The organism is Nostoc paludosum FACHB-159, from assembly GCF_014698835.1.
In the GTDB taxonomy this organism is placed as follows: Bacteria; Cyanobacteriota; Cyanobacteriia; order Cyanobacteriales; family Nostocaceae; genus Nostoc; species Nostoc paludosum.
This window is the reverse complement of sequence record NZ_JACJTU010000025.1, coordinates 60,778-84,148: the sequence shown is the minus strand read 5'-3', so window position 1 is coordinate 84,148 and position 23,371 is coordinate 60,778. Positions and strand designations below refer to the sequence as shown.

Below are 23,371 nucleotides of genomic sequence, written 5' to 3'. Positions count from 1 at the left end.
GCAAGCGCACCCCTGGCTGATAACTGGGGACTTAAAGTTACAGTGGTCAAAGCTGAATTATTTCAAACTTTAGTAGGTTGACCCTTTAAGTTAAAGCGACTAATGTAACAACTTAGTCAAACCTGTCTTAATCCGTGTAAGCGAATTTTGTTAACTCAGTTTAGACTAACCTTCACAAACAGTGATTGATATCAGTAAATACTCAGATTTTGGTTAGATTTTTTACAACAAACGCTAAAAATATATGGAAACTTAGTGGTGAGTTCTGTTAATTTTTAGCCTGATATGTGAATAAAAAGGGCTTTATACAAGGATCTGATAAAGTTCCTTGCAATTGACTCGGCTTCATATACAAGGGATTATTTATGGTCAAGTCACACCGGACGCTAAAATCAATTGGCAGCAGGCAATAGGCAATAGGCAATAGGCAATAGGCAGTAGGCTTGAAAATCTTTTGGTATCCGGTTTTGGTGCTTGGTTAATGTCCTAATCTACCTGACAACTGCTATAACATCTCACCAGTAATCTTCATAATATGAACACCCAAAAAAATTCCAGAGTACCTGTTGCTTTAACCATTGCCGGTTCAGATAGCGGTGGCGGCGCAGGAATTCAAGCTGATTTACGTACCTTTGCTTTTCACTGTGTCCACGGTACTAGCGCTATAACCTGCGTCACAGCACAAAATACTCTGGGAGTGAACAGGGTTGATGCTATGCCACCAGAGGCTGTTGTAGCGCAAATTCAGGCAGTAGTTGAAGATATTGGCGTACAAGCTGCCAAAACTGGAATGTTGCTGAATCAAGAAATTATTTTTGCTGTTGCCCAGCAAGTAGAAACTTTACAAATCCATAACCTGGTGGTCGATCCGGTAATGGTGTCACGTACAGGGGCACAATTGATTGATGATGATGCTGTGAAGACTCTGTGCCATAGCCTTATCCCTAAGGCAGCTATCATCACACCTAATCGCTACGAAGCCCAAATTTTAAGCGGTTTAGAAATTTCTTCTTTGGAAGATATGCAAGCCGCGGCTGAAATTATTCACAAAACTCTACGGACAAAGGCTGTTTTAGTCAAAGGTGGAGGTATGCAAGGAAATTTGCGTGGCGTTGATATCTGGTTTGATGGCGAAAAGTTGGAAGCTTTGACCACAAAGCAAGTAGAGACAACAAATACCCACGGTACTGGTTGTACACTATCGGCTGCGATCGCTGCTAATTTGGCAAAGGGAAAAAACTTGTGGCCAGCAGTTCAACAAGCAAAAGAATACATAACTACTGCACTGACTTACGCCTTAGATATTGGCAAAGGGCAAGGCCCTGTGGGACACTTTTTTCCATTGTTGGAACTGGGGACTAGTAGTCTGCCAAGGTAACTTTGCGTTGTGGTCAGCAGAGGAGCAAAGGGGCAACGGGGCAGGGGGGAAAGACTTACTGCAAGTTTCTCCCCTGCTCCCTTGCTTGCCTCCACGTAGCAATTTTGGGTTGGTACACTACTAGATCTGGGGACAACAATTCAAAATAGGACTTACGCACACTCTACGAATCCTTGGCGTTCTTCTCTTATCTACGAGACGCTAAGAGCGAACGAGACGCCTCTCCTAGAGAAGGCGTCTTGGCGGTAGCCTACCCTTCGGGAACGCCAACGGCGAACGGCAAGCCGCAAAGCGTCTACGATAAATAAAGCTTTTTGGCGATTTTTGCGTAAGTCCTGCAAAAGTCAAAATTAAATAATTCCTGAGCACTGGAAATTGGCGAACTAGAGGAGATTTTCCCCCAATGCCCAATGCCCAATGCCCCATGCCCCATGCCCAATAAAAAATCTTTGCCGTCTGGGCATTTTTCTATTATTCTTGGGCATAGTTTCAGGGCTAACTTTCTCTGTTAGCATCTCTGTACGATCTAATCACTTTTATTTTTAATACCAAGCCCCAATGGGAACAACCACAGGTTCTGTTCACAGGAATTCGTCAACACGGACTAGTCAACCGTATCCTCCCTCTGTACCACTATCTGTATACCGGGAATTGTCAATGGAGTTGCAAGCAACCCAAGCAAAGCTAGATGCACTGACGGCAAAAAATCAGCAATTAACACAAGAAAATCAACTACTACGCCAAGAGATCGCCAAAGTTGTTGAGTCTTTTTCACACTTGCAAAATTTTGTAGATTCCTATGGGATGTTTAGCGAACGCCAAACTTCCCAAGCTTCTGGGAATGTTAAAACTGCCCGCAAGAAGCAAGTAACACAAGCACCTCCACCTCAACAGGTTTCTCGTCCCCGCCCATCTCAAAAAAGCCGCCAGGAGTTTTCTACACCTGTGATGGAAATAAATTTCCCCACACCAGAACCAGTTTTTATAGAAGAACAAGAAGTAAGTTATTATTCTACTGCCCAGCCAGATGCCAAGGAACTTAACGGCTGGTGGTTAATTATTACCATCTTGTTAATTATGCTTACTGCCTTTACTGCTGGATATTTAATTGTACGTCCCTTGTTTGAACATCAAAAACGTTAGTTGACACTCCCACAGTCAGCAGCAACCTTCATAACTATTGTCAAATTTCTCTTTCATCGCTGTTTTAAACATCTTAGCGGATCTACTCAATAGCAGAATTTATCTCTTTATCAAGTCACAAACACCACATAAAAGGAATGCTAATTTGACAGCAACTTGCTCACGTCACAAGTTCAAGGATTATCGAATTAGTTAATTGAGTCTGTTTCTGGCTTCAAAAGCACTCACACCAAACATCTACAATTTGAAAAAAGTGGCAATTATTACATATGTTTTAGCAAAGGCGCTACTAGTTACAGTTTCAGACAACAGATCTGGTTAGATAGATAAACGAAGCTAGTACAAATCACAAGTCAAAGAAATGAAAAAAGTAGAAGCTATTATCCGCCCATTTAAGCTTGATGAAGTGAAAATTGCCTTGGTTAACGCTGGGATTGTTGGGATGACGGTTTCTGAAGTCCGGGGGTTCGGACGCCAGAAAGGTCAAACTGAACGATATCGCGGTTCCGAGTACACTGTTGAGTTTCTCCAAAAACTCAAAGTGGAAATTGTAGTTGATGATAATCAAGTTGATATGGTGGTGGACAAAATTATCGCCGCCGCCCGCACTGGTGAAATCGGTGATGGTAAAATTTTCATCTCGCCTGTTGAGCAAGTGATTCGGATTCGTACTGGCGAAAAGAACACAGAAGCGGTTTAAAAAAAGTTATGAGTAGAGACGCGATTATACTCTTACGAGAAGACGCTCTTCGAGCGTCTACGCGTCTTTACAAGAGTTATGAGTAGAGAAGCGATTATACTCTTACCAGAAGCCGCTCTTCGAGTGTCTACGCGTCTGTACAAGTTAGGAATTATGGTAAATCTTCATTGATTATTCCTAAACTCACAACTCATAACTTTTAACTCTTAACTCTTAATTCTTTCAAGTTGCGGAAGTAAAGCTGTAAAAGCCTTGCCTCGATGGCTAATTGACCCTTTTAATTCCCGTGTCATTTCGGCAAAGGTCAATTGCAACTCTTGTACGTAAAAAATAGGGTCATAACCAAATCCACCATCACCACGAGGTGCATGAAGAATTTCACCACGACAAATACCTTCAGATTGTAATACGATCGCACCATCAGGGCTAGCGATCGCGACTACACAAACAAATTGAGCTTGCCGATTTACTTCGTTACCTAATTCTTTGAGTAACCTAGCAATGCGTTCTGAGTCTGTTTTGGCGTAGCGTGCCGAATATACACCTGGTGCGCCATTTAATGCGTCTACTTCTAAACCAGAATCATCTGCTATGGCCCAGTTTCCTGTGGCTTTGGCGATTTGTGATGCCTTCAAACAGGCATTAGCGGCAAAGGTTTCGCCCGTCTCTTCAATTTCTAATTCTTCAGGTTTGAGGATTAATTCCCAGCCAGAATCTGCCAGGTAAGCTTGCATTTCCCGCAATTTACCTGGATTTCCTGTGGCTACTACAAGTAATTTGGGCATGGGGCATGGGGCATTGAACATGGGGGATTAGTCACTTGCAAAGGGCAAATGACTAATAACTTATTTTACTCTGCCCACTGTTTCGCCCAAGCAAGAGTTTGATGCACTTGCTCAAGTGTTGGGGCTTCACAGTAAAGGCGTAAAACTGGTTCAGTTCCGCTAAAACGAATCATTAACCAGCTTTTGTCAGCGAGGCGATATTTATAGCCGTCAATTGTTTGGCAATCTATTACTGCTTTGCCGGCGATTTGTGTTAAAGGTTCGGTTTGTAGCTGTTGCAAAAGACGCGATCGCACTTCCATACTGGCTAAGGGTAAATCAATGCGATCGTATGCTGAGATAAATCCTGTTTGTTGCTGCAAGTGGCGATAATATTCGCCTAAATCTAAACCAGATTCGACGATCGCTTCTAGGACATACAATGCTGATAGCAGTGCATCGCGTTCGGGAATATGGCTACCATAGCCAATACCTCCCGACTCTTCACCGCCTAGTAAAACTTGTGTTGCTAACATTCTGTCAGCGATGTATTTATAACCAACTGGTGTTTCAAATACTGACAGTTTATGTAGTTCTGCCACAAGGGGCATTAAGTCAGAACCGCTGACAGTTTTGACTATTTCACCCTTAAAGTCGCGCCGTAGGGTTAAGTGGTCGATGAGTATCGGAATCAACACTTGAGAACTCAAGAAGTTGGCTTCCCCGTCTACAGCGGCGATGCGATCGCAGTCTCCATCAAATACTAATCCTACAGATAAACTGGATTTATTGGTTTCTCGATGAGTTTTAATAACTTCAAATAGCTTGGAAAGGTATTTTGGCAAGGGTTCCGGCGCACCACCACCAAATAATGGGTCGCGTTCGCTGTTGATTTCTTTAACCTTATCCCCTAAAAGTTGTGCCAACCCGCCAGCCGCAGCGCCATGCATGACATCGACAAATACCGTCAGTTTACCAGAGGCGATCGCTTCCCTAATTTTGGCAATATCAACTTTACGTTCGAGTGCTTGGGTGTAACTCGGCCAAGGATTGAATTTCTCTTGCTTGCCTGGAGTCGCTGTCGGTGGTACTCCTTCGGGCAACAATGCTTCTATCTCTTGTGTGACTTCTGGCGATACCGAACCCCCAAAATATCCCTTGACTTTTAACCCTAAATATGCGCCTGGATTATGACTGGCTGTAATTACTAGTGCCCCTAAAGCATTAAGTTGTTTTGCTGCCCAACTAAATGCTGGGGTAGGGGCGTAGGTTTCGCTGAGTAAAACATCAAATCCGATGGAGGTGACAGCATCGGCGACAGCACGAGCAAAGTCTTCCGCCATAAATCGGCGATCGTAACCGACAATTATAGTCCGGCTACCCACCGTAGAATAATATGTATTATATAATACTTGTGCAGCGACTGGCGCGACTAGGGCTAGGCGTTCAAAGGTGAACTCATCTCCAATAACGCCCCGCCAGCCGTCTGTACCAAACTTGATTGAGTTAGCTACAACTGCCATCTAAGTATCCTAACTGTCTACCTGAGGATTCTAGCATTTATACAGTGTATAAAGTAAAAAAAGAATATAGTATTAACGTGTAGTAGTATTCGGCTGTTTCGACATAAAAGCGATCAAATTTGTGCAATAGAGGTAAATAGATAGCCAGCGATTTGTCGTTAAACAACATCTTTTCTGTAGATAACATACTCTCTATTGGATTATAAGAACGAGGTTTCAGCAAATTTACCATTAACAGTGCAGATCAACGAAGGCTAGGGTGTACCAAATAATATAGACCTAGAAAGCGGTTTCTATAGCAATCAAGATTATAGAAAAGACTTCGCTTAAACTAACGATTCAGAAGCGACCTGTATTGCTCTGGATACTCGGAAGTATGGTATTAACCTTGTCCTCTTTGATGATCGCAAAGTTACCAAATAGAGATTTAGACACCCTCACTTGTAAACGAGTAACTCCAGAGTCAGGGGGTTGTGAGATACAAAGAATCAGTTGGAGGGGGTTGGAGACAGCCTCAATCCCTCTTAATGAGTTGCGTGGTGCTGAAGTTAGGCGAAGAGTTAATGTAGATAGCAAAGGAAAAAAACAAACAACAGCACTACTTGTTTTATACACAGACAACGATTATTTCCCTTTAACATATAACAACACGCTGTTAGAGAAAGAAAGGATTGCTGAGCAAGTCAATCAATTTTTGAGAAATTCTCAAGATACCTCTTTAATCGAAACAGTAGAAGAAGTACACATTGGCAAATGGATTATTTCATCGATTATTGGAATTTTTGGTCTGGTGGCAATACTTTCTGATGAAGTTACCTGGATATTTAACAAGGCTACTGGTGAGGTTCAATCAATAAAAAGAGGCATACGAGGCATTAGAGCAAATAATTATGCCATTAACCAGATTTCGGGCATTCAATTCGAGCAACGCCAGCGGAAGAACAAAGAAGGTAAGTTAATCACAGACTACAGACTGAACCTTGTTTTATATTCAGGAAGTTGTTTGCCAGTTTCAGATTTTACGAACAATATAAATACTCTGGAAGTTTTTGCTAGTTCAATCAAACAGTTCTTGAATTTGTAATATCGAATTGCTTGTGTAAGTCTCTGGATTATTATCAATGGTGCTGTTAATTTTGCAATAAATCAGCAGCAGGTAAAGTCAAGCCGGATTGCCATCGCCCCAGCTGCAATAATCTAAATCAGCATGAAATTTTTATGCGCGATCGCTTTTTACCATACTTAAGTAGTTGTAAAGGCGCTTTCCACCAGAAATTCTATTTCTAAAAAATATCAATAAATATCAATAATCCTTAATAGTATTTACTATTAAGGATTGATGACAGGAGCAAAAACCGCTCAAAAACGTGATTTTTTCTTAAAAATCATCGAGAAACTGACTAAGGCGACTGATTACAGGGTCAACCTCTTGAGGAGGGGCAGGAACACTATAAGAAGTATTATTGACTACTTCTACTTGACTTGGAGACTGAATAAACGATCGCTCATTGACTATGAGTGCCAGTTGTGCAACTTGTTGAGAAAGTTGCAGCAGATGGTGTTCCAACGCCTCCAAACGATTAGATCCCTTGGCAAAAAAACGTTCCTCAAGGCCAGCTACTTGACGTTGCAGCTCACCGATTTGTTGTTCAATCGGTTGTTGTTCCATCGGTGTTGTGGCTGCTGTTTTTGGAGCAGGTCGTACAGATTCCGGTACACATAAGGATTGCCACAGGGCTTCTTTGCATAGGTCACTGAAAGTTTTTTCGGGTTGTTTCTCCAAATAACTTTCTACTTGTGCCAGCAAGCTTTCATCAGCAAGCCCTGGGTTGAACGTGACGGATTTAACTACCTTTTTTGACCATTGGAACATTAGTTTTAAGCCCTAGCAGCGCGAACGGCGGACAATTGCGCCTCTCCATAAATATACTGCCCCAAAGCATTCGCCTGCCGGGAAGGTGCAGATAAATGAGCATTAATCTTTGCTTCCTTGAGCAAACGTTGAACATCTTCCCAGAAAAACTCACCGCCTCCGCCAGTAAGAATCACATCGGTAACACGTTCTGGCAACCAGGCTAGCACACGGCTGCAAATTTCCCGCGAAAACATTTCTATGAGATTCGGCAGAAAATCGTCTAGGTTGGCAGGCTTGCTAGCGCCTTTGGGACGGTAAAAGCGTTCGCCTTTGGGTTTGTTAACAGCGGAAATGAGCGCCAGAGATTGACTATCTGCTCCCTCAATTTCAGCAGCTACCAGTTCATAAAACTTATTCATACCGAAGTCTTCACTCTTAGAAGCACCTCTGGCAAAGCGGAAGTTATCTACCATCAAAAGATCGACAGTTTGATGTCCGATATCAACGATCGCCACCGAGATTTTTGTAAAATCGGGGCTACCGGGGCTTTTCTTCGGTTGAGCTTCACACCACAGCAAGCTACCGTAGCCTTCTGGCATGACCCAAACCTTATTGACGTTCAGTGAAACAGATTCACCTCGGAAATTTAACACATGAGGGCCACCTACTTGGCTGATTAACTGTGCTTTTTCCTTTTCAAATTGCTCTAAAGAAAGAAAAGGTAGACCTAGCACAACTGAGATCTCGTCTTTGAGTTTGAAGTAGCCAGCACATGCTAATACCTTAACCAGTGCAGCCTCTACCTTAGATTGTCCTACTCCTAAATTTGCTCCAAAATCTGCTGCCAGTTGACCTACAGCATATCCATTACCTTGATATTCCAGCCACAAATCCATTAAAGGGTCAGTAGCGCGGGCTTCAAAAACACCACCGCGTACTTGTTCTATAGACATCTGCTTGACGTTGGCAGGTACGAACACAACACTACCAGGTTCGCGGCTGACACAAGTCTTAGTGGAAGTTCTGCCTAAATCAACACTGAGAATGGTTTTACCTGAACTTGTGCTGCCTGGCTTGGGAGTATTAACAGCATTTATGGGAGTCGATGCTGATACTCTATTCATGGGTATAGCAGCGGCATTAATGGGGGTGGCGGCGGAAGGTTGGTCTGTCATGAAAGCTCCTAGTTCTAACTTAAATGTAAAAAGTTGTCATGCTCATCTTACAAAAATGCGGGCAACCAGAAATTCTAGGTTGCGTCAAGTGTAGCTAGAAATACGCCAAAAATTAATTCTGGCAATTGCACATCTAGTATTATTTGGCATAGTGTAGGCGAATTTTGGCCAGATGTAACCCCTGCTTTCACTGCTTTCAAACCAAAAGCGCCCCTGTTTATCTTCTGGTGCGTCTTTGCTGACGCTTCAACACCCAGAAAACAAATGCTAAAACCAAACCCCCAAGCACAATTTTGGACACAGGAGCAAGGTATTCATCCACAAGTTCATACTGACTACCTAATATATATCCTGAGTATGTTAGCAAACCCACCCAAGCTGCGCTACCTAAGGTGCTATAAAACAGAAATGGTAACAAGTGCATATTAGCGATCCCTGCGGGAACAGAAATCAAAGTGCGGATTCCTGGTACAAGGCGACCAATCAATACTGCTTTGCTACCTTGTCGATCGAACCAGCCTTTAGCCTTAGTAATATCTTTACTGGATATAGCCAACCATTTACCATATTTGTCAGCCCAAGCTTTCAAGCGTTTTTCGCCCAAAAACTTACCTGGATAGTACCAAACAAGTGCGCCCAAGACAGAACCCAAAAGTCCTGCAAAAAACACACCAATGATATTGAGTTTTGCCCCTCCTGGTTGATATGGACTTGCTGTAAATCCAGCCAATGGCATAATCAATTCTGAAGGAATGGGGGGAAAGAGGTTCTCTAAGAACATCAGTAGGGCAATTCCCCAATATCCCAAAGAGTTGATAGTGTTAGTTATCCATTCAAGCATTGAGTTAATTCCTAAAAATTACTGTACTAGTTTTTTATTTGGATAGGGCTTGGGCATTGAACAAACAGGGAGTGTTGACTGTTGAGTGATGACTGGAGAGCTAGGATTTATTTACTTTGTCCCCTTGTCTTTTTGTCCTCTCATGTCCCCACTCCCTATTTTCCAAAAGAAGTGTTTTCTAAATAATTAGATCCCCCTTAGCCTGCTTTTTTTTAATGACTAGGGAGGATCTAAAGATTTGAGGCAAATTGCAAAAAACACTCTAAGGTTCTGGATCATTGGATATTAGGCATTGAGAGTGCTGAGTAGCGCGATCGCAAGCGGGGCGTTTAGCCGATACTGCCTGAGGAGTGAGGAGTTAAGAGTTATGAGTGCTGAGTGAGAAGCTAACAGTTATTATCCTACCCTTGTGCCCCTCTGCTCCTCTGCACGCCAGTTGCTACCCTGCGGGAAGGCTTTCAGCGAACAAGCCGGCATTGACGACACTTGCTTCAACGCGGGGAACCCGCGCAACGCAGTGTCTCCCCAACGCACTGGCTCTCCTCTGCCCCTCTGCCTCTTTTGTTCTAGACTGTCGGGGTCAATGATTGTACTCTTGGTTCCGATTGCCAGTCTAAGGGATTCCAAACCCTTTCTTCTAGTGCCATCTGTTCAATTAAACTGGCTAATCTTAGAGCTTTGAGAGCTTGTTCCCCACCTACTGAGGGTTGATTGCCACCATGTACACAGTTGACAAAATGTTCTAATTCTGCACTTAGCGGTTGAATATTGCTGGTGTAGACTTTTTCAATGACGCCATCCTGCCTGTAAAGTACTTGTCGATGGTCGGCAAGAGAGTTAGGATTTGTTTGTCGATGAATCAAAATTTCATTCTTGAGAAAATCTGCCTCAGTGAATGAGTTTTTGCAGTGAGCAACAATCCGGCGAATTTTGCGGTGAGTGACTTTACTGGCAGTCAGGGTGGCGACTATACCGTTAGCAAAGCCCAAGGTGGCAGTTACATAATCTAAATAACCGGAGTCTAGGGCACGAGTACCGCTAGCGGTCAATTTGGTCACTGGGGAAGCTGCTAATTCTAGAAGTAAGTCAATGTCATGGATCATTAAATCTAGGACAACCGAAACATCGTTTGCTCGGTCTGAGTAAGGACTCATGCGGTGTGCTTCCAATGCCAGTAATTCTTCCGTTTTCAGGACTTGGCTAAGTTCCCTAAATGCTGGATTAAAGCGCTCAATGTGACCTACTTGGAGGATACATTGAGACTCAGCTGCGGCATTTACTAGGGATTCTGCCTCAGAAATACTGGCTGCGATCGGTTTTTCAATCAAGACATGAATTCCCGCCAAGAGACAGCTAATACCCACGGCATAATGCAGGCGGGTGGGAACAGCAATACAAACTGCTTCCACCAGGGGTAGCAAGTCACAGTAGTCTTCAAAAAAACGCACTTTGTACTTGCTGGCAGTTTCTAGCCCTCGTTCGACGTTAATATCTGCTACACCTACTAGCTCAACGTCTTTCATTGAACTCAAGACGCGAGCGTGGTGCTGTCCCATGTTACCCACCCCAATCACGCCTATGCGGATTGGTCGTGGCTGGTTGCGCTGTGTATATGGATTCGGTTCTGCCAGTGACATGCTATTTTGCACTATTATTCTCTCCTCAACCACCAAATTAAGAGACGCTACGGCCGTTGGCGTTTATACAAAGAAAGCCAGTTACGATCCGTCTAAAACCATCCAGATGGTAACATAGACCCTATGTTTATGAAGAATTTCAAAGTTTGCGATCGGTTCCCGCAATCCAGCCATCTTTTGTATAGATAGTTCGGGCTTGGTTGGCATTTTGCATTTTCTACAAAAAAATATGTGTCTTTTTATTAACTTTAGAATATCAGGTAAGACTTAAGTATAAATTCTCTAAAATTCTAAGGGTCGTTTTTTTGTGCTTGGATTCTCCTTAAGGTTAGAGTTGGGCAATTAATTTCAATCCAATTGACAGTATTAAAATTACAAAATAATAAACCAGTAATACTATGTTTTTTTTCCAAAAAATGGTATGGGAGAATTACCGCTAGCGATTACCTGAAACGGTTTTTGGATGATTATTTGCAGCATGTGTCGTAGACACGTTCGCGTAGCGTCTCGTAGAGAAGTAGCTTGCCGTAGTTTTAGGCTGAAGCAAACTAGCAAGAGTCTCTCAAAGATAAGATATGACACCACTTTTTGAGAGAAACTGGTATGGATTGTTTCTTTTGAGTATCTAGGGTGCAAAGGTGTTTACAATCACTCACAGAAATTCAGGAGTATTTTTGCCATTGCTTGTTGGTATGTTGTTGAAGCGTGATTTAGTGATTTGAAATCCAAAATTTGCAACCGAGATGAAAGCTGTAATTTTATTATCTGGGGGATTGGACTCTTCCACAATTTTGTACAAAGCTAAAATGGATGGCTGTGAATGTTATGCCATTTCTTTTGATTACCAGCAGCGACACCGACGAGAGTTACAGTCAGCCCTACTTGTGGGTCAAAAAGCTGGGGTAATAAAACATCAGGTGGTTAATTTTGACTTACGACAATGGGGTGGTTCGGCGCTTACCGATAACGCTATTGATTTACCCCAGGAGCGTTCCCTGGATGAAATGGCTCAAGATATTCCTGTTACGTATGTTCCGGCTCGTAACACGATCTTTTTAAGCTTTGCTTTGAGTTATGCCGAAGCGATCGCAGCTGAACGTGTCTATATTGGTGTCAACGCCTTAGATTATTCAGGATATCCTGATTGTCGCCCCGATTATATCCAAGCCATGCAGGAAGTTTTTCGCCTGGGAACTAAACAAGGGCGCGAAGGAGAACCAATTAACATTGTTGCGCCCCTGATTACCCTGAAAAAAACCGAAATCATTCAACTTGGCAACCAATTGGGAGTTCCTTGGGAGCTAACTTGGTCTTGCTATGCCGGTGGTGATGTGGCCTGCGGTGTCTGTGATTCTTGTCGTTTGCGGCTAGCGGCGTTTGCTGAATTGGGACTCGTCGATCCAGTGGCTTATAGTTTTTAAGTCAGGAGTGAGGAGTGAGGAGTTATGAATTATGAATAAAAAACTCCTAACTCTCAACTTCTAACTCTTCTAACCGTCGCAGTTCAATTTGATGCAGGCGCGGGCCAATGACTGACACCACAGTGAATTCAAGATTTTGATAATGGAAGGTTTCGCCTTTGGCAGGAATTTTCTGTAACTGATACAGCAAAAAGCCTCCCAGTGTCTGATATTCTCTTGTCAAGGGTAAATCGAGATGCAAGACCTCATTCAGGTCTTCGAGGTTGATTTGTGCCTGTACCAGAAATTTATCCTCGTCTAACATCTGGATTAGCAAATCGTCGTTGTTTTCAGGTTCGCTGGCGTCGCCAATTATTTCGGCAATGACATCTTTGATGGTCACTAATCCCACAGTACCGCCAAATTCATTGACCACCATCACCATAGCTGGTTTTTCTTGCTGCATCATCGGCAAAAGTTCACTCAAGGGCGTGTGTTCTGGAACAAACCGAGCAGGACGCATCCAAGGTTGAATTTGTGTCTCTAAAGTTAGTTTGCCTACAGCTAAAGGTTGTGCCAAATCTTTAAAATAAACAATGCCGCGAACATCATCCAAAGATTCACCAATCAAGGGATAGCGGGAGTAACCAGTAGCAGCCATTTCCTTGAGTAATGCTTGGAAAGTAGCATCTTTTGGCAACGCTACAATACTGGTGCGGGGAATCATCACAGCTTGAGCCATCACATCCCCAAACTCAAAAACATTATTGAGGAGTTCTCGCTCCGCACGCTGTAAACCGGTAGACCCCCATTCTGTAGAGATAATCACTTGCAATTCTTCGGGAGTTACAGGCGGTCTCCAACCTTGACCAGTGTATTCAATGCCAAAAATTCTTAACAACCAACGAGTTGATTGGTTGAGAATCCAAATAAAGGGGCCAAAAAAACGAACGATCGCTTTTACCGAAGGCCCTAAAAATCTAGCTAGCTGTTCTGAATAGAGCATAGCTAATGATTTAGGACATAATTCGCCTAAAACAATTTGCAAATAAGCAATTAAGAAAAAGGCGATGGGAATCGATAAGGAATGGGCAAAGAAGGTAGTCATTTCACTGGGTAGAGGCCAGGATTTTAACCACGCTTTCACCAGAACGACAATCGTACTTTCTCCAATCCATCCCAGAGCCAAACTAGAGAGAGTGATACCTAACTGGGTGGTAGATAGCAGTCGGTCAATACTGCGTTGTAGCATCTCCACAGCTCTGGCTGGAACATCCCCAGCCTTAACTAGCTGGTGAATACGCGATCGCCGCACGCTCACCATCGAAAATTCTGCCGTTACAAAAAAGGCATTTATGGCAATCAGCAGTAAAACTGACAACAATCGCAGCCCTGCCTCCGTCCAAATTAAATTAGGAAAACCACTCACCGCCAAAGCTTGTGTAAAATTCACGCCCTCTATTTAGGGAGACTGGGGACTGGGTATTGGGTATTGGGAATGAGGGATTAAAAAAAATTCTTTCCCTGTACCCAGTCCCAAATCCCCAGTCCCCAATACCCCTTTTACCTTTCTACAGGAATATTCAATGCTTCTAGCTTTAATTCTTGAGCAGGATAATCAGTTAAAGCCAATGATATTTTTTTGACATCATCAAGTAAAGCCGTGGGAATGCTCACTGTACCTGTAAATGCTGGCCCATTGACAGGCAATTCTGTTGGTAAACCTTCTGTACTAGCGCTCAGGGTTCGTCCTTTATCATCAGTAACATCTAAAAAACTATACAAGAAGCGCACAGAATCCTTACCTTTGTTCTGCATTTTTACTTTCAAGAGTAAATCACCGCCAGAGTAGCGGGCAGATTGCACGGACATAGTTACGCCTTCACTCTGGGCAACCACTGGAAAACCTGGCTGGGGTTTTTCCTCAACTACTTCTTTTGGTTTTTCTTCTGGCTTCTGCTTACTGCTATTGGTTTCTTCATCATCTTCCTCTAGCTTTTCCGATTTCGCAGCCTTGGTCTTACCCTCAATTCGCGCCTTGACAATTTTCAGAATTTCTTCCTCTTTTAATAGCACTACTCCCTGTTGGGAGTTATTTCCTTTACTGCTGGCAAATTTAGTTGTAGGACGCCCATCTGGTGTGCTAACGCCTTTGAGTGCTGAACTTCCTAGTTCAAACCCCAAAAACGCGCTTACAGAACCTGCTCCTAACATCAGGATTAACAAAATCAAAGTAAGAAGTACAGTAGAATTTATTTTCATTGCTGACAAGCTAATGCACAATAATGCTGGTTTTTTTAAGAATAATGAAGCTTGACACCTCAATCCTTAAAGGAAGTTAATCAATATTAGTTTGCACTATTTCATGATTAGATTATGTAGTATAAAAATCTGGCAAACTATTGTCGAGTATTCACAGGCAGTAAATTTGTGCTAAAATAGGGGAGTTTGCTAAAATTAAGTACGTAAGGTAGTGTACCTCACTCTAAAATTAGCAAATAAACTTGACTTAAGGGTTTAAATAACTAAACCCAGCAAAACAAGCGCCTTTGGCCGATTGGGGAGGCAACGAACTCATAATTCGTCTTCAGGCTGGTTCGATTCCAGCAGGGCGCACTAAAGTTATAAAAATAAAATATAGATGGGAATAGGGTATGGGGGATAGGGCATTGGAGGTGCTGGGTGTTGGGTGTTGACTGTTTACTGTTGACTGAAGAGTTAGGAGTAATTAGACTTGTCTCCCTTGTGCTCCTACGCCCTTGATTTCCCTATTCCTAACGAGGTGGTAAAGTTTAAAACTTGAATTCAGTTCCGACTTTTAGCTTGTTAGCATTCAAGCGCGGTGACATCATTAGCGATGTGTCATAGGGATTTGGTAAATCAGGAGTGCGAATATAGGGATCGTTGCCTGCTTGCTGAGTCAGAACATCGTGATATAGAGTATTAACCAATTCAGCATCACGGGCAATTTCATTTTCTGGGAAGGAACCACCAAAACTGGCGCCAGATCCGAGAAATGAGTCTAGTTGACGCTTGAGGGTGCCGTTTTCATAAAAATTGCGATCGTGTCGAAAAAATGCGCGTTCAAACACATCACTTGTAGTCTCGCTTTTGGGTGTTTCTGTTTGGGCGGCGACAATAGAGGGAAAAGCAATACCAGCAGCAAGCAGTATTAATAAACCACCAAAGGTTTTTAATTTTATACCCACGTTCCTTACTCCTCAAATTTGTGGCGAATCTTAATTTATGCTTAATTTCAGAACTGTTATCAGTTCAACCTTTGGTGTAGCACAACTTTTAATGTTTTGTAATGACGTATCCTACTGAAACTCTTACTGACTCAAATATTTGGGCAACTACCCCTGATTTGACTCACTTGCGCCAGAAACTATTAGATTTATTTGCTCAGGTGGCTTATCAAGAGGGTGATTTCGTTCTTGCTTCTGGGCTACGTAGTTCTTATTACGTCAATAAGATGCAGGTAACACTGCACCCCCAAGGAGCTTTGGCAGTCGGACGGTTACTATTTCCTTTACTATCTGAAGATACGCAGGCTGTAGCGGGTTTAACAATGGGGGCCGATCCACTTGTGACAGCAGTGAGCGTGGTTTCCGTTTATGAAAATCGGCCGATACCAGCGCTGATTATCCGCAAGGAAGCCAAGGGTTATGGGACGAGAGCTTATATAGAAGGCCCAACTTTAACAGAAGGTGCAAAGATAGTGGTTTTGGAGGATGTCGTCACAACTGGGCAATCTGCTCTCAAAGCAGTTGAGCGTCTTCAAGCAGCAGGTTATACCGTTAATGAAATAATTGCATTGGTAGACAGACACCAAGGTGGAGGGGAATTGTACCAATCAGCTGGGTTGAAGTTTGAGGCGCTATTTTCGATTAAGGAAATTCAAGAACGCTTCCGACAACTGGCAAATTCATAAACAATAGCACTTCTACTAATTCGTAATTAAAAATTGGTAGAAGTTTCAGCTACAGATAGCGATTTACAACACTGTTAAAATAAACGTAGAACTAATTGATGCTAGATTGATTCTATGACCATTGCTCAAGAATTAGAATCTCAACCAGACATCTCGAAAGATGTAATATTTCCTCCTAGTGATTTATGGAGTGATGAGCCTCCCTTAGAAAGCGATCTGCATCTACGACAAATTATCTTACTTTTACAATCCCTTGAATGGTTGTGGCAAGACAGAAATGATTTTTATGCAGCGGGAAACCTAACTATCTACTACAGTCCACACAAAAAAAATCAGAATACTTTCGCGGCCCAGATTTATTTGTAGTGCTAGGAACGGAATGTAAAGCCCGGAAAAGTTGGGTATTGTGGGAAGAATATGGCAAATATCCGAATGTCATTTTAGAAATTTTGTCAGAATCAACAGGGAAAACAGACAAAAGTTTAAAGAAAGAAATTTATCAAGATACTTTTCGCACACCAAATTATTTTTGGTTTGACCCATATACATTAGAATTTGCTGGATTTCACATAGTAGATGGAAAATATCAACCTCTGCAAGCAAATGAACAAGGGCATTTGTGGAGCAAACAATTAGGGCTTTATTTGGGAATTCATCAGCAATTATGACGTTGGTTTACATCTGATGGACAGTTAGTACCGACACCTGAAGAAACTGCTGCACAAGCACAAGAGAAAGCAGAACGTTTGGCAGCAAAATTGCGAGAATTAAATATTGACCTAGATACAATTTAGTAAACAGGACTTACGCACAGGTAACGGAAAATCGTAGACCCGGAGCGGCTTGCCGTAGGCTACCACAGATAACGCAGAGAACACGGAGGAATAAGAGTTTCAGAGGCTTATTGCGTAAATCCTGGTAAAGTAATAATGAGTGCGATCGCCGACTACAAACGGTAGCACAATTACGAGATTAAATATAGACTATAGATACAATTTAGAATACTGCGATCGCTTTAATTCTTATTCTATTTCCAAATTAATTCCTTCATAAATCTCGCTGAAGCTAATTTGAAAATCTATTGATTTTAATGTTAATAAAGCATCTACTGATTCGTATTCAGTTAATACCCATTGACCTTCAACATTTTTATTAAACTGCTCAACAAGGTATTCGTATTGATTAATTATAATATATTCTTGGAGTGTCGGAATAGAACGATAAAATCTAAATTTATTAGTTCTATCATGATTTTCTGTTGATTTAGATAATACCTCCACAATCATTATGGGATTTGTAACTGTAGTAGTGCTAGTTCCTTCATAAAGTGGTTCTCCCTGAATAACCATGATATCAGGATAAGTGTAGATACGATAACGCTGTATCCATAATTTGACATCACCCATGTAGATTTTGTAATTTTTACCCCGAATTGTAAATTTAAAATTAGCGTAAAAATTACCTGCAATTTCATTGTGATTAGTCGTACCACCAGCCATTGGAATAATTTCTCCATCTCGATATTCATTTTTGAAATCTGATGTCTCCTCTAGTTGTAAATATTCTTCAGGAGTGTAGTGTTTTTTTGATGCTTGAATTTGCATAATATCACCTAGTTGCAATATCAATTAGTGAGGATAAGACTGGCTTAAAAACTCCTCTGCTTCTGCTTTATTTTTAATTACTCCATCTAAAGTTGCAGCAAGTAAATCATCTAACATTTGTCGATACTGCGCCCCTGGTTTATAACCTAATTTTTTTAAGTCATTACCATTTAAAATCGGGCTAATGTTAGCCAAAACTGTTAAGTAATGCCATATTTGCCCCCTGATTACTCGCTGGGTTTGTAAAGCAATTAAAACTAACATTGGTAAGTCGTACTGCCGGAGAAATTGAACTACTTGACTAGGGCGTTGACATGCAGGTAAAGATTCTAAAACTTCGGCTTCAGCCTGAGCTAAATTTTGCAAGCGTTTAATGCCATCCTCTTGTAATTGCAGATTTTTTGCCACTTTCGCCCGATATTGTGGTTGTAGGTGGCCGATTATTGTTTCTAATCGCATTTCCCAATGAATCAGGGTTTGTTGGGGGTCAAATCGCCGTAAACACCGTTCTAGCAAGCGTAATTGGCGCAGGAGTAATGCATCTAGCTTCAGGGTAGGATGGATACATTGCAATGCCCCTAAGTTATCGAGTAACTGTAAAGCTGATTTCCAGTAAGGGGCTTCTAAGATGTGTTTTAATTCTGTTTTCAGTCGAGTTTGGAGAGCTGGAGTTTTGCTATTCTCTTGAGCAGTGCGATCGTAAACACCACTGTTGATGGCATAGCGGATAAACTCTTGTGTTTGTGGTTCAATTTCAAAACCGAAGCGCACGGCAAAGCGCACGCCGCGATAAATGCGGGTGGGATCTTCGATAAAGCTGTTGGCGTGTAAAACCCGAATTTGCTTAGCTTGTAAATCCAGTAAACCACCAAAGAAATCGAGTAATTCACCAGCACGGGGAGAAGTTAGGCGCAAAGCTAGGGCGTTAATGGTAAAGTCTCGCCGATACAAATCTTGACGAATAGAACTTGCCTCAACTTCTGGATTTGCTGCTGGATAAGGATAAAATTCTGTCCTAGCGGTAGCAATATCAACCCATAAAGAATCTAATTCGGGGTCTTTGTGCCACAGCAAAGCCGCAGTTTGAAAAGCCCCGTGGATTTCTAAACGAGCCGTTGGGTAAAGTTGTTGGAGTGCTTTTGCTAATTCCACACCAGCGCCAACATCTGCTGATTTATGAAAGCCATCAACTACAAGGTCAATATCTTTAATCATCAAGTTGCCTGCTGCATCGGCTAACAGCAAGTCCCGCACCGCACCCCCGACAAGATAAAGATGCCAGCCCCGTTTTTCTGCCTCTTGGGATGCTGTAGTCAGCAATTGCCACAGTTGAGGAGCCAGCGAAGATGACACGGAGAGGTTAAGACGCTCTGATGTAAACGGTAAACCAGTACCTACGTCCCCGTGTTCCTGCGTCCCCATGTCCTCTTCATGTAATTCGCGCAATACATCAGTACGGGTAACAATACCAACTAATTGCCCGTTTTCTAATACTGGTAAGCGTCCGATATCATAAGTTACCATCAGCGCTTCAATTTGTGGCAGTGTCGTATCTGGTGTAATCGTTTTCAGATTCGTGGTCATGTAACCTTTAACTGGGGCATGACTAAATCCGTGATGCAGGGCAATATCGAGATCCCGCCGCGAAATAATACCCACCAATTGCCTTTGGGTATCGACTACAGATAAACCAGAGTGTCCATAGCGCAATAAAATGCGCTGGGCTTCGGCAATTGTGGTTTCAGGTAAAATAGTCCGAACAGGAGAAGACATCAAATCCCTAGCAGTCGGCGGATGCGGAATTTGGGCTTTTAACGTGTTAAGGATCTGTTGTAATGTTGCTTGTGAATCTACTCCTCTTAAGTTCAGCGATGCAGCTTGGGAGTGACCCCCACCACCGTAGAGTTGGAATAATAAATTGAGATTTGTTTTGGGAATTTGCGATCGCCCAATTACTGTTAACCTGGAATCACCATCACCCAAAGGATATTCATTAGCCAACAGGATGGCATCAATTTCAGTTAATTCTAGAAGTTCTGAAGCCAGACTCGATAAACCAGGCACAAAATTATCTGTCTTTAAAGTTACCCAGCCAACTGTATATCCGCGCAGACAGATATATTCTAAATTTTCCAGCGATTTAGTTAATAGCTGCTGTAATTGCAAAGACAATCCCGGATCGCGGTATGTGGAAATTACTGATAAACTAGCACCTTGTTGCATCAACCAAGCCAAAGCTAAAGCATCTCGTGGTGTAGACTGGTCAAAGGTCAACGAACCGGTGTCAACATGGATACCCAAAGCCATCACTGTGGCTTCGGCAGGAGTCAGGGATATTTGCTGTTGTTGCAATTGCTCGACAATTAAAGTTGTCGTAGCTCCTACTGAAGAAATATGCGATCGCGTCGCGGGAATATCGGATTGTTGGCCTAAGTGATGGTCATACAGTATAATCTCTGAGACATTAGGTAAATCTAACCATTCGCCAGCTTTACCCAGGCGATCGCGCTGTTGCGTATCCACCACATTCAAAGACCGAATTTTTTCTGGATTCACCGAACGGCGCTCAATTAACGAATACTCATCCCGATGCAACGCTAAGAAATCCCGTACAGGAGGGTGAGAACCGCCAGTCAGCACAATCTTGCTTCCCGGTAGTAAGCGCGTTAGCCCTACCGCTGCTCCTAGTGCGTCAAAATCAGCTGTTGTGTGACAAAGAATTAAATCCATATTTAAGAGTCATTAGTCATCGGTACTTAGACAAAGGACAAATGACTAAAGTGTTGTAATTTCTGGTAGCTTAAAAATAAGAAGAAAGTGTCGGTGTCGCCCTTTAGGATATTCTATCTTTAGTATTTAGCTGTATTGGGAGAAGCAAAAATGACCATAATATTCCAATTTGCTTTAATTAGCCTAGTTCTGTTGTCTTTTGTTCTAGTTGTTGGCGTTCCTGTTGCTTACGCCACCCCTCAAAATTGGGTTGAATCTAAAAAGCTTCTCTGGCTTGGTTCTGGTGTCTGGATTGCTTTGGTATTTTTAGTTGGTTTGTTAAACTTTTTTGTCGTCTAGGCAACGGCTTCCCTCTGGCGCAGACACCTAATATAAAAATTAGAGGGGCAGAAAAGCCAAGGTCAAAGATTAAGGAAAAAAGCAGAAATTTTTTGCAGTTTCCTGATTTTTGACCCCGCTTTCCTGCTCCTCTAGATTTAAATAAGAAATGTATATTGGCCAGAAGTATAGTTGATTAAGAGGCAGTCATGGCAGTTTTTGAGGGAACTTTTACTCAAACGGAACCTTTGCGTTTTGCAGTGGTGATTGGTCGATTCAATGACCTAGTTACCGGAAAGCTGCTTGAGGGATGTCAAGATTGCTTGAAACGCCACGGCGTAGACCCCAACCCCCACGGGAATCAGGTAGACTACGTTTGGGTACCGGGAAGTTTTGAAGTGCCTTTAGTAGCTCGCCAACTAGCACTTTCCCATCGTTATGATGCTGTAATTTGTCTTGGGGCAGTGATTCGAGGGCAAACACCCCATTTTGATTACGTATCTGCGGAAGTTTCTAAAGGCATTGCCGCCGCTAGCTTTCAAACTGGAGTGCCAGTTATTTTTGGAATTTTGACTGTAGACACTATGCAGCAAGCCTTAGAACGAGCAGGTATCAAAGGCAATCATGGTTGGGATTACGCCCTCAATGCCCTAGAAATGGCTAGCCTAATGCGGCAACTGCGTTCTAACTTGGCAGAACCATATCCTCTTAATACCCAGTCTTTGCCACCTTCTTTTCCAAATGCCAGCGTCGGCAATTTAACAGTAGAGTCAGAAGAATTAAGTTAGTAATAGGGCATGGGGCATGGGGCATGGGGCATGGGGACAAGGAAAGAACTCACCAGTGTCGGCTTTTGGCGATGGCTTCTCGTGTCGGAGACGCTGCGCGAACGCCAAGGCCAAGGGCGAACAGAACTTCGGAGGAAAGACTTATTGTAATTTGTCTCCTTGTCCCCTTGTCTCCCCATTTACCCACACTTGCCCATCTGCCCCATAACCAATGCTCCATGCCCTATGCCCAATAATTAATATTAAGGGGTTGACAATTTAGAAGAAATCTGACATATTAATAAATGACCGATGATTGCGGGTATAGCTCAGTGGTAGAGCGTCACCTTGCCAAGGTGAATGTCGCGCGTTCGAATCGCGTTACCCGCTTCCAAAAAAGTCTTAGAGTCAAAGATTCTAAGGCTTTTTTTATTGCAACCCTGTGTGCAAACAGGCTTGCTGTCTGACTCCCAAGGGTAAGACTTGAAATATACCTTACTTGGATGTTGTGGTATGACCAGACAAAAACAAAACCTTTTTCGGCTAACGTTGACCTACGATTGATGAAGCAGGGACGACAGTTGAGTTTTTGGCTATCTGCGTGGTACTCTGGTAGTAGTGCAAACCGCTATTTGGCAGACGAAAGTAGCCATAGTGAGCAAATTTGTCAAAGCGGAAAACAAAAAAGCTAAAGGCCATACTGAAGCTTACAGGTGAACACTGTAGTCTCCCACAAGACAGAGCTTCTACGATATAAACTTGATAACTGCATACTACTATATAGTGACCCCAAGGAAAACGAGGGTTTATTATTAGGGTGTTGTTTATCAGCGTAGCCTTCCCAAAGGATTTGTTTTAGAAGTGGTAGCTACGTAGGGTTAAAATCGTACCAGGTGCGTCAGCAAAATGAATGCCCGCAAACGCGACCACATTACCTTTAAAGCGACAGATGGAAAGAAGGAAATTTTTAAACAAGATTGCTAGCTACGAGGAAAGACCGCAAACAGATAGTCCTCTATTTTACGGAAATTACGCTACTTAGAGTAGTGTACATCTACTGTTTGCAATTATGGCGACATTTGTTTTGCCAGCCAACTTATATAAAGTATAAAGAGAGAAGCCCTCAAGGCATTTACCACGGGATCGTATTCCCAGCATTTATGAAAAACACGCTCAAGTTATTAGAACGCTTGTGCAATCTCAAAAACCAGAAAAGATAGACTTCAATACTGAATACCCCTGTCCCTGTCGTCGGCGGGGTCAGTTAATTCCGATTACGTTGACAGAAGCATTTGGTTGCGATCGCTGTCAGCAAATCTTTGTAGTGGAAGATAATGGTCATGTCCTAGAACAGCTTTCTACCACCTATCCTTACAAGCGAGCTTGGCGTTGGATGGGAAATAGTTGGCATGTTGTCCATCCTCGTTTGGGAGAAAGCTATCTGCCTATAGCACTTGGCATTATTTTCGTGCTAGTGATTATATGGCTGCCATTAGCACTGCGATTGGCAAATAGTTCCAGCATTATTGCTTGGGCAATGGTGGCGGTGCTGTTGGCTATCCTGCCAGCACTAATGGTCTGGCTTACTTACAGACGTTAACT

23 protein-coding genes, 2 tRNA genes and 1 pseudogene are annotated in these 23,371 nt (G+C 42.6%); 13 read left to right on the top strand and 13 right to left on the bottom strand.

Annotated features, from left to right (window positions below):
- The first annotated feature begins 535 nt into the window (after positions 1 to 535).
- Positions 536 to 1,378, top strand: a complete 843-nt coding sequence (gene thiD / locus H6H03_RS23755) for a bifunctional hydroxymethylpyrimidine kinase/phosphomethylpyrimidine kinase (RefSeq protein WP_190957519.1) — start codon at positions 536 to 538, stop codon at positions 1,376 to 1,378.
- A gap of 225 nt (positions 1,379 to 1,603) precedes the next feature.
- On the opposite strand, the gene H6H03_RS23750 is transcribed toward thiD, so the two are convergent.
- Positions 1,604 to 1,804: a hypothetical protein gene (locus tag H6H03_RS23750; RefSeq protein WP_190957518.1), complete on the bottom strand. Its 201-nt coding sequence runs from the start codon at positions 1,802 to 1,804 to the stop codon at positions 1,604 to 1,606.
- 132 nt (positions 1,805 to 1,936) lie between these two features.
- Here H6H03_RS23750 and H6H03_RS23745 point away from each other — a divergent pair, with 132 nt between their 5' ends.
- Together H6H03_RS23745 and H6H03_RS23740 are read left to right on the top strand one after the other, a co-directional pair.
- Positions 1,937 to 2,521 carry a hypothetical protein gene (locus H6H03_RS23745; protein ID WP_190957517.1) on the top strand — a complete coding sequence of 195 codons (585 nt, stop codon included), beginning with the start codon at positions 1,937 to 1,939 and terminating at the stop codon, positions 2,519 to 2,521.
- A gap of 361 nt (positions 2,522 to 2,882) precedes the next feature.
- Positions 2,883 to 3,221 carry a P-II family nitrogen regulator gene (locus tag H6H03_RS23740; protein WP_012410794.1) on the top strand — a complete coding sequence of 113 codons (339 nt, stop codon included), beginning with the start codon at positions 2,883 to 2,885 and terminating at the stop codon, positions 3,219 to 3,221.
- A 206-nt stretch (positions 3,222 to 3,427) separates the two neighbouring features.
- Here H6H03_RS23740 and rdgB read toward each other — a convergent pair whose 3' ends face one another.
- On the bottom strand, positions 3,428 to 4,006 hold the full coding sequence (gene rdgB / locus H6H03_RS23735; RefSeq protein ID WP_190957560.1) for an RdgB/HAM1 family non-canonical purine NTP pyrophosphatase: 579 nt from the start codon (positions 4,004 to 4,006) through the stop codon (positions 3,428 to 3,430).
- Positions 4,007 to 4,071: 65 nt separating this feature from the next.
- Positions 4,072 to 5,508, bottom strand: a complete 1,437-nt coding sequence (locus H6H03_RS23730; RefSeq protein ID WP_190957516.1) for a phosphoglucomutase/phosphomannomutase family protein — start codon at positions 5,506 to 5,508, stop codon at positions 4,072 to 4,074.
- Positions 5,509 to 5,884: 376 nt separating this feature from the next.
- Here H6H03_RS23730 and H6H03_RS23725 point away from each other — a divergent pair, with 376 nt between their 5' ends.
- Complete coding sequence (locus H6H03_RS23725) at positions 5,885 to 6,592, top strand: hypothetical protein (RefSeq protein ID WP_190957515.1); 708 nt, start codon at positions 5,885 to 5,887, stop codon at positions 6,590 to 6,592.
- Positions 6,593 to 6,886: 294 nt separating this feature from the next.
- Here H6H03_RS23725 and H6H03_RS23720 read toward each other — a convergent pair whose 3' ends face one another.
- The 5 genes from H6H03_RS23720 to H6H03_RS41435 all read right to left on the bottom strand — a co-directional run bounded on the left by H6H03_RS23720 (position 6,887) and on the right by H6H03_RS41435 (position 11,223).
- Positions 6,887 to 7,381, bottom strand: a complete 495-nt coding sequence (locus H6H03_RS23720) for a plasmid segregation centromere-binding protein ParR (protein ID WP_190957514.1) — start codon at positions 7,379 to 7,381, stop codon at positions 6,887 to 6,889.
- Positions 7,382 to 7,386: 5 nt separating this feature from the next.
- The gene (locus H6H03_RS23715; protein WP_190957513.1) at positions 7,387 to 8,538 is read right to left on the bottom strand and encodes a ParM/StbA family protein; all 1,152 of its coding nucleotides are present in this window, start codon (positions 8,536 to 8,538) and stop codon (positions 7,387 to 7,389) included.
- A 217-nt stretch (positions 8,539 to 8,755) separates the two neighbouring features.
- Complete coding sequence (locus tag H6H03_RS23710; protein WP_190957512.1) at positions 8,756 to 9,379, bottom strand: DedA family protein; 624 nt, start codon at positions 9,377 to 9,379, stop codon at positions 8,756 to 8,758.
- Between the two features lie 566 nt (positions 9,380 to 9,945).
- On the bottom strand, positions 9,946 to 11,028 hold the full coding sequence (locus tag H6H03_RS23705; protein WP_190957511.1) for a Gfo/Idh/MocA family oxidoreductase: 1,083 nt from the start codon (positions 11,026 to 11,028) through the stop codon (positions 9,946 to 9,948).
- A 69-nt stretch (positions 11,029 to 11,097) separates the two neighbouring features.
- Entirely contained in the window at positions 11,098 to 11,223 is a 126-nt protein-coding gene (locus H6H03_RS41435; protein WP_277926179.1) for a hypothetical protein, read from the bottom strand.
- A 536-nt stretch (positions 11,224 to 11,759) separates the two neighbouring features.
- Between H6H03_RS41435 and queC the strand changes: the two genes are divergently transcribed.
- A complete protein-coding gene (gene queC, locus H6H03_RS23700; RefSeq protein ID WP_190957510.1) occupies positions 11,760 to 12,437 on the top strand; it encodes a 7-cyano-7-deazaguanine synthase QueC in 678 nt (225 codons plus the stop codon).
- A 46-nt stretch (positions 12,438 to 12,483) separates the two neighbouring features.
- On the opposite strand, the gene H6H03_RS23695 is transcribed toward queC, so the two are convergent.
- Together H6H03_RS23695 and H6H03_RS23690 are read right to left on the bottom strand one after the other, a co-directional pair.
- Positions 12,484 to 13,869: a hemolysin family protein gene (locus H6H03_RS23695; protein ID WP_190957509.1), complete on the bottom strand. Its 1,386-nt coding sequence runs from the start codon at positions 13,867 to 13,869 to the stop codon at positions 12,484 to 12,486.
- A 110-nt stretch (positions 13,870 to 13,979) separates the two neighbouring features.
- Positions 13,980 to 14,678, bottom strand: a complete 699-nt coding sequence (locus H6H03_RS23690; RefSeq protein WP_190957508.1) for a hypothetical protein — start codon at positions 14,676 to 14,678, stop codon at positions 13,980 to 13,982.
- A gap of 281 nt (positions 14,679 to 14,959) precedes the next feature.
- Here H6H03_RS23690 and H6H03_RS23685 point away from each other — a divergent pair.
- Positions 14,960 to 15,032 (top strand) — tRNA-Ile (locus tag H6H03_RS23685).
- Positions 15,033 to 15,208: 176 nt separating this feature from the next.
- On the opposite strand, the gene H6H03_RS23680 is transcribed toward H6H03_RS23685, so the two are convergent.
- Positions 15,209 to 15,625, bottom strand: a complete 417-nt coding sequence (locus tag H6H03_RS23680; RefSeq protein WP_190957507.1) for a hypothetical protein — start codon at positions 15,623 to 15,625, stop codon at positions 15,209 to 15,211.
- Between the two features lie 101 nt (positions 15,626 to 15,726).
- Here H6H03_RS23680 and pyrE point away from each other — a divergent pair, with 101 nt between their 5' ends.
- Both pyrE and H6H03_RS23670 read left to right on the top strand, forming a co-directional pair.
- Complete coding sequence (gene pyrE, locus H6H03_RS23675) at positions 15,727 to 16,350, top strand: orotate phosphoribosyltransferase (RefSeq protein ID WP_190957506.1); 624 nt, start codon at positions 15,727 to 15,729, stop codon at positions 16,348 to 16,350.
- A 114-nt stretch (positions 16,351 to 16,464) separates the two neighbouring features.
- A pseudogene (locus H6H03_RS23670) lies at positions 16,465 to 17,144 on the top strand (Uma2 family endonuclease).
- A 228-nt stretch (positions 17,145 to 17,372) separates the two neighbouring features.
- Here H6H03_RS23670 and H6H03_RS23665 read toward each other — a convergent pair.
- Both H6H03_RS23665 and H6H03_RS23660 read right to left on the bottom strand, forming a co-directional pair.
- Positions 17,373 to 17,954: a Uma2 family endonuclease gene (locus H6H03_RS23665; protein ID WP_190957505.1), complete on the bottom strand. Its 582-nt coding sequence runs from the start codon at positions 17,952 to 17,954 to the stop codon at positions 17,373 to 17,375.
- A gap of 24 nt (positions 17,955 to 17,978) precedes the next feature.
- Complete coding sequence (locus tag H6H03_RS23660; RefSeq protein WP_190957504.1) at positions 17,979 to 20,684, bottom strand: CBS domain-containing protein; 2,706 nt, start codon at positions 20,682 to 20,684, stop codon at positions 17,979 to 17,981.
- Positions 20,685 to 20,834: 150 nt separating this feature from the next.
- Between H6H03_RS23660 and psbZ the strand changes: the two genes are divergently transcribed.
- The 5 genes from psbZ (at position 20,835) to H6H03_RS23635 (ending at position 23,369) form a co-directional block, all read left to right on the top strand.
- Positions 20,835 to 21,023, top strand: a complete 189-nt coding sequence (psbZ, locus tag H6H03_RS23655; RefSeq protein ID WP_096537631.1) for a photosystem II reaction center protein PsbZ — start codon at positions 20,835 to 20,837, stop codon at positions 21,021 to 21,023.
- Positions 21,024 to 21,211: 188 nt separating this feature from the next.
- Positions 21,212 to 21,790, top strand: a complete 579-nt coding sequence (gene ribH, locus H6H03_RS23650; protein WP_190957503.1) for a 6,7-dimethyl-8-ribityllumazine synthase — start codon at positions 21,212 to 21,214, stop codon at positions 21,788 to 21,790.
- A 23-nt stretch (positions 21,791 to 21,813) separates the two neighbouring features.
- Positions 21,814 to 22,026 carry a hypothetical protein gene (locus H6H03_RS23645; RefSeq protein WP_190957502.1) on the top strand — a complete coding sequence of 71 codons (213 nt, stop codon included), beginning with the start codon at positions 21,814 to 21,816 and terminating at the stop codon, positions 22,024 to 22,026.
- Between the two features lie 61 nt (positions 22,027 to 22,087).
- Positions 22,088 to 22,159 (top strand) — tRNA-Gly (locus H6H03_RS23640).
- A gap of 802 nt (positions 22,160 to 22,961) precedes the next feature.
- Positions 22,962 to 23,369 (top strand): hypothetical protein, encoded by a 408-nt coding sequence (locus tag H6H03_RS23635; protein WP_069072751.1) that lies wholly within the window; start codon positions 22,962 to 22,964, stop codon positions 23,367 to 23,369.
- Positions 23,370 to 23,371: the final 2 nt, after the last annotated feature.

What these genes read in the sequence shown, in the direction of transcription:
- thiD (WP_190957519.1), top strand. Translation starts at nt 536, where the DNA reads ATGAACACCCAAAAAAATTCCAGAGTACCTGTTGCTTTAACCATTGCC.
- H6H03_RS23750 (WP_190957518.1), bottom strand. Translation starts at nt 1,804, where the DNA reads ATGGGGCATTGGGCATTGGGCATTGGGGGAAAATCTCCTCTAGTTCGC.
- H6H03_RS23745 (WP_190957517.1), top strand. Translation starts at nt 1,937, where the DNA reads ATGGGAACAACCACAGGTTCTGTTCACAGGAATTCGTCAACACGGACT.
- H6H03_RS23740 (WP_012410794.1), top strand. Translation starts at nt 2,883, where the DNA reads ATGAAAAAAGTAGAAGCTATTATCCGCCCATTTAAGCTTGATGAAGTG.
- rdgB (WP_190957560.1), bottom strand. Translation starts at nt 4,006, where the DNA reads ATGCCCAAATTACTTGTAGTAGCCACAGGAAATCCAGGTAAATTGCGG.
- H6H03_RS23730 (WP_190957516.1), bottom strand. Translation starts at nt 5,508, where the DNA reads ATGGCAGTTGTAGCTAACTCAATCAAGTTTGGTACAGACGGCTGGCGG.
- H6H03_RS23725 (WP_190957515.1), top strand. Translation starts at nt 5,885, where the DNA reads ATGGTATTAACCTTGTCCTCTTTGATGATCGCAAAGTTACCAAATAGA.
- H6H03_RS23720 (WP_190957514.1), bottom strand. Translation starts at nt 7,381, where the DNA reads ATGTTCCAATGGTCAAAAAAGGTAGTTAAATCCGTCACGTTCAACCCA.
- H6H03_RS23715 (WP_190957513.1), bottom strand. Translation starts at nt 8,538, where the DNA reads ATGACAGACCAACCTTCCGCCGCCACCCCCATTAATGCCGCTGCTATA.
- H6H03_RS23710 (WP_190957512.1), bottom strand. Translation starts at nt 9,379, where the DNA reads ATGCTTGAATGGATAACTAACACTATCAACTCTTTGGGATATTGGGGA.
- H6H03_RS41435 (WP_277926179.1), bottom strand. Translation starts at nt 11,223, where the DNA reads ATGCCAACCAAGCCCGAACTATCTATACAAAAGATGGCTGGATTGCGG.
- queC (WP_190957510.1), top strand. Translation starts at nt 11,760, where the DNA reads ATGAAAGCTGTAATTTTATTATCTGGGGGATTGGACTCTTCCACAATT.
- H6H03_RS23690 (WP_190957508.1), bottom strand. Translation starts at nt 14,678, where the DNA reads ATGAAAATAAATTCTACTGTACTTCTTACTTTGATTTTGTTAATCCTG.
- pyrE (WP_190957506.1), top strand. Translation starts at nt 15,727, where the DNA reads ATGACGTATCCTACTGAAACTCTTACTGACTCAAATATTTGGGCAACT.
- H6H03_RS23665 (WP_190957505.1), bottom strand. Translation starts at nt 17,954, where the DNA reads ATGCAAATTCAAGCATCAAAAAAACACTACACTCCTGAAGAATATTTA.
- H6H03_RS23660 (WP_190957504.1), bottom strand. Translation starts at nt 20,684, where the DNA reads ATGGATTTAATTCTTTGTCACACAACAGCTGATTTTGACGCACTAGGA.
- psbZ (WP_096537631.1), top strand. Translation starts at nt 20,835, where the DNA reads ATGACCATAATATTCCAATTTGCTTTAATTAGCCTAGTTCTGTTGTCT.
- ribH (WP_190957503.1), top strand. Translation starts at nt 21,212, where the DNA reads ATGGCAGTTTTTGAGGGAACTTTTACTCAAACGGAACCTTTGCGTTTT.
- H6H03_RS23645 (WP_190957502.1), top strand. Translation starts at nt 21,814, where the DNA reads ATGGGGCATGGGGACAAGGAAAGAACTCACCAGTGTCGGCTTTTGGCG.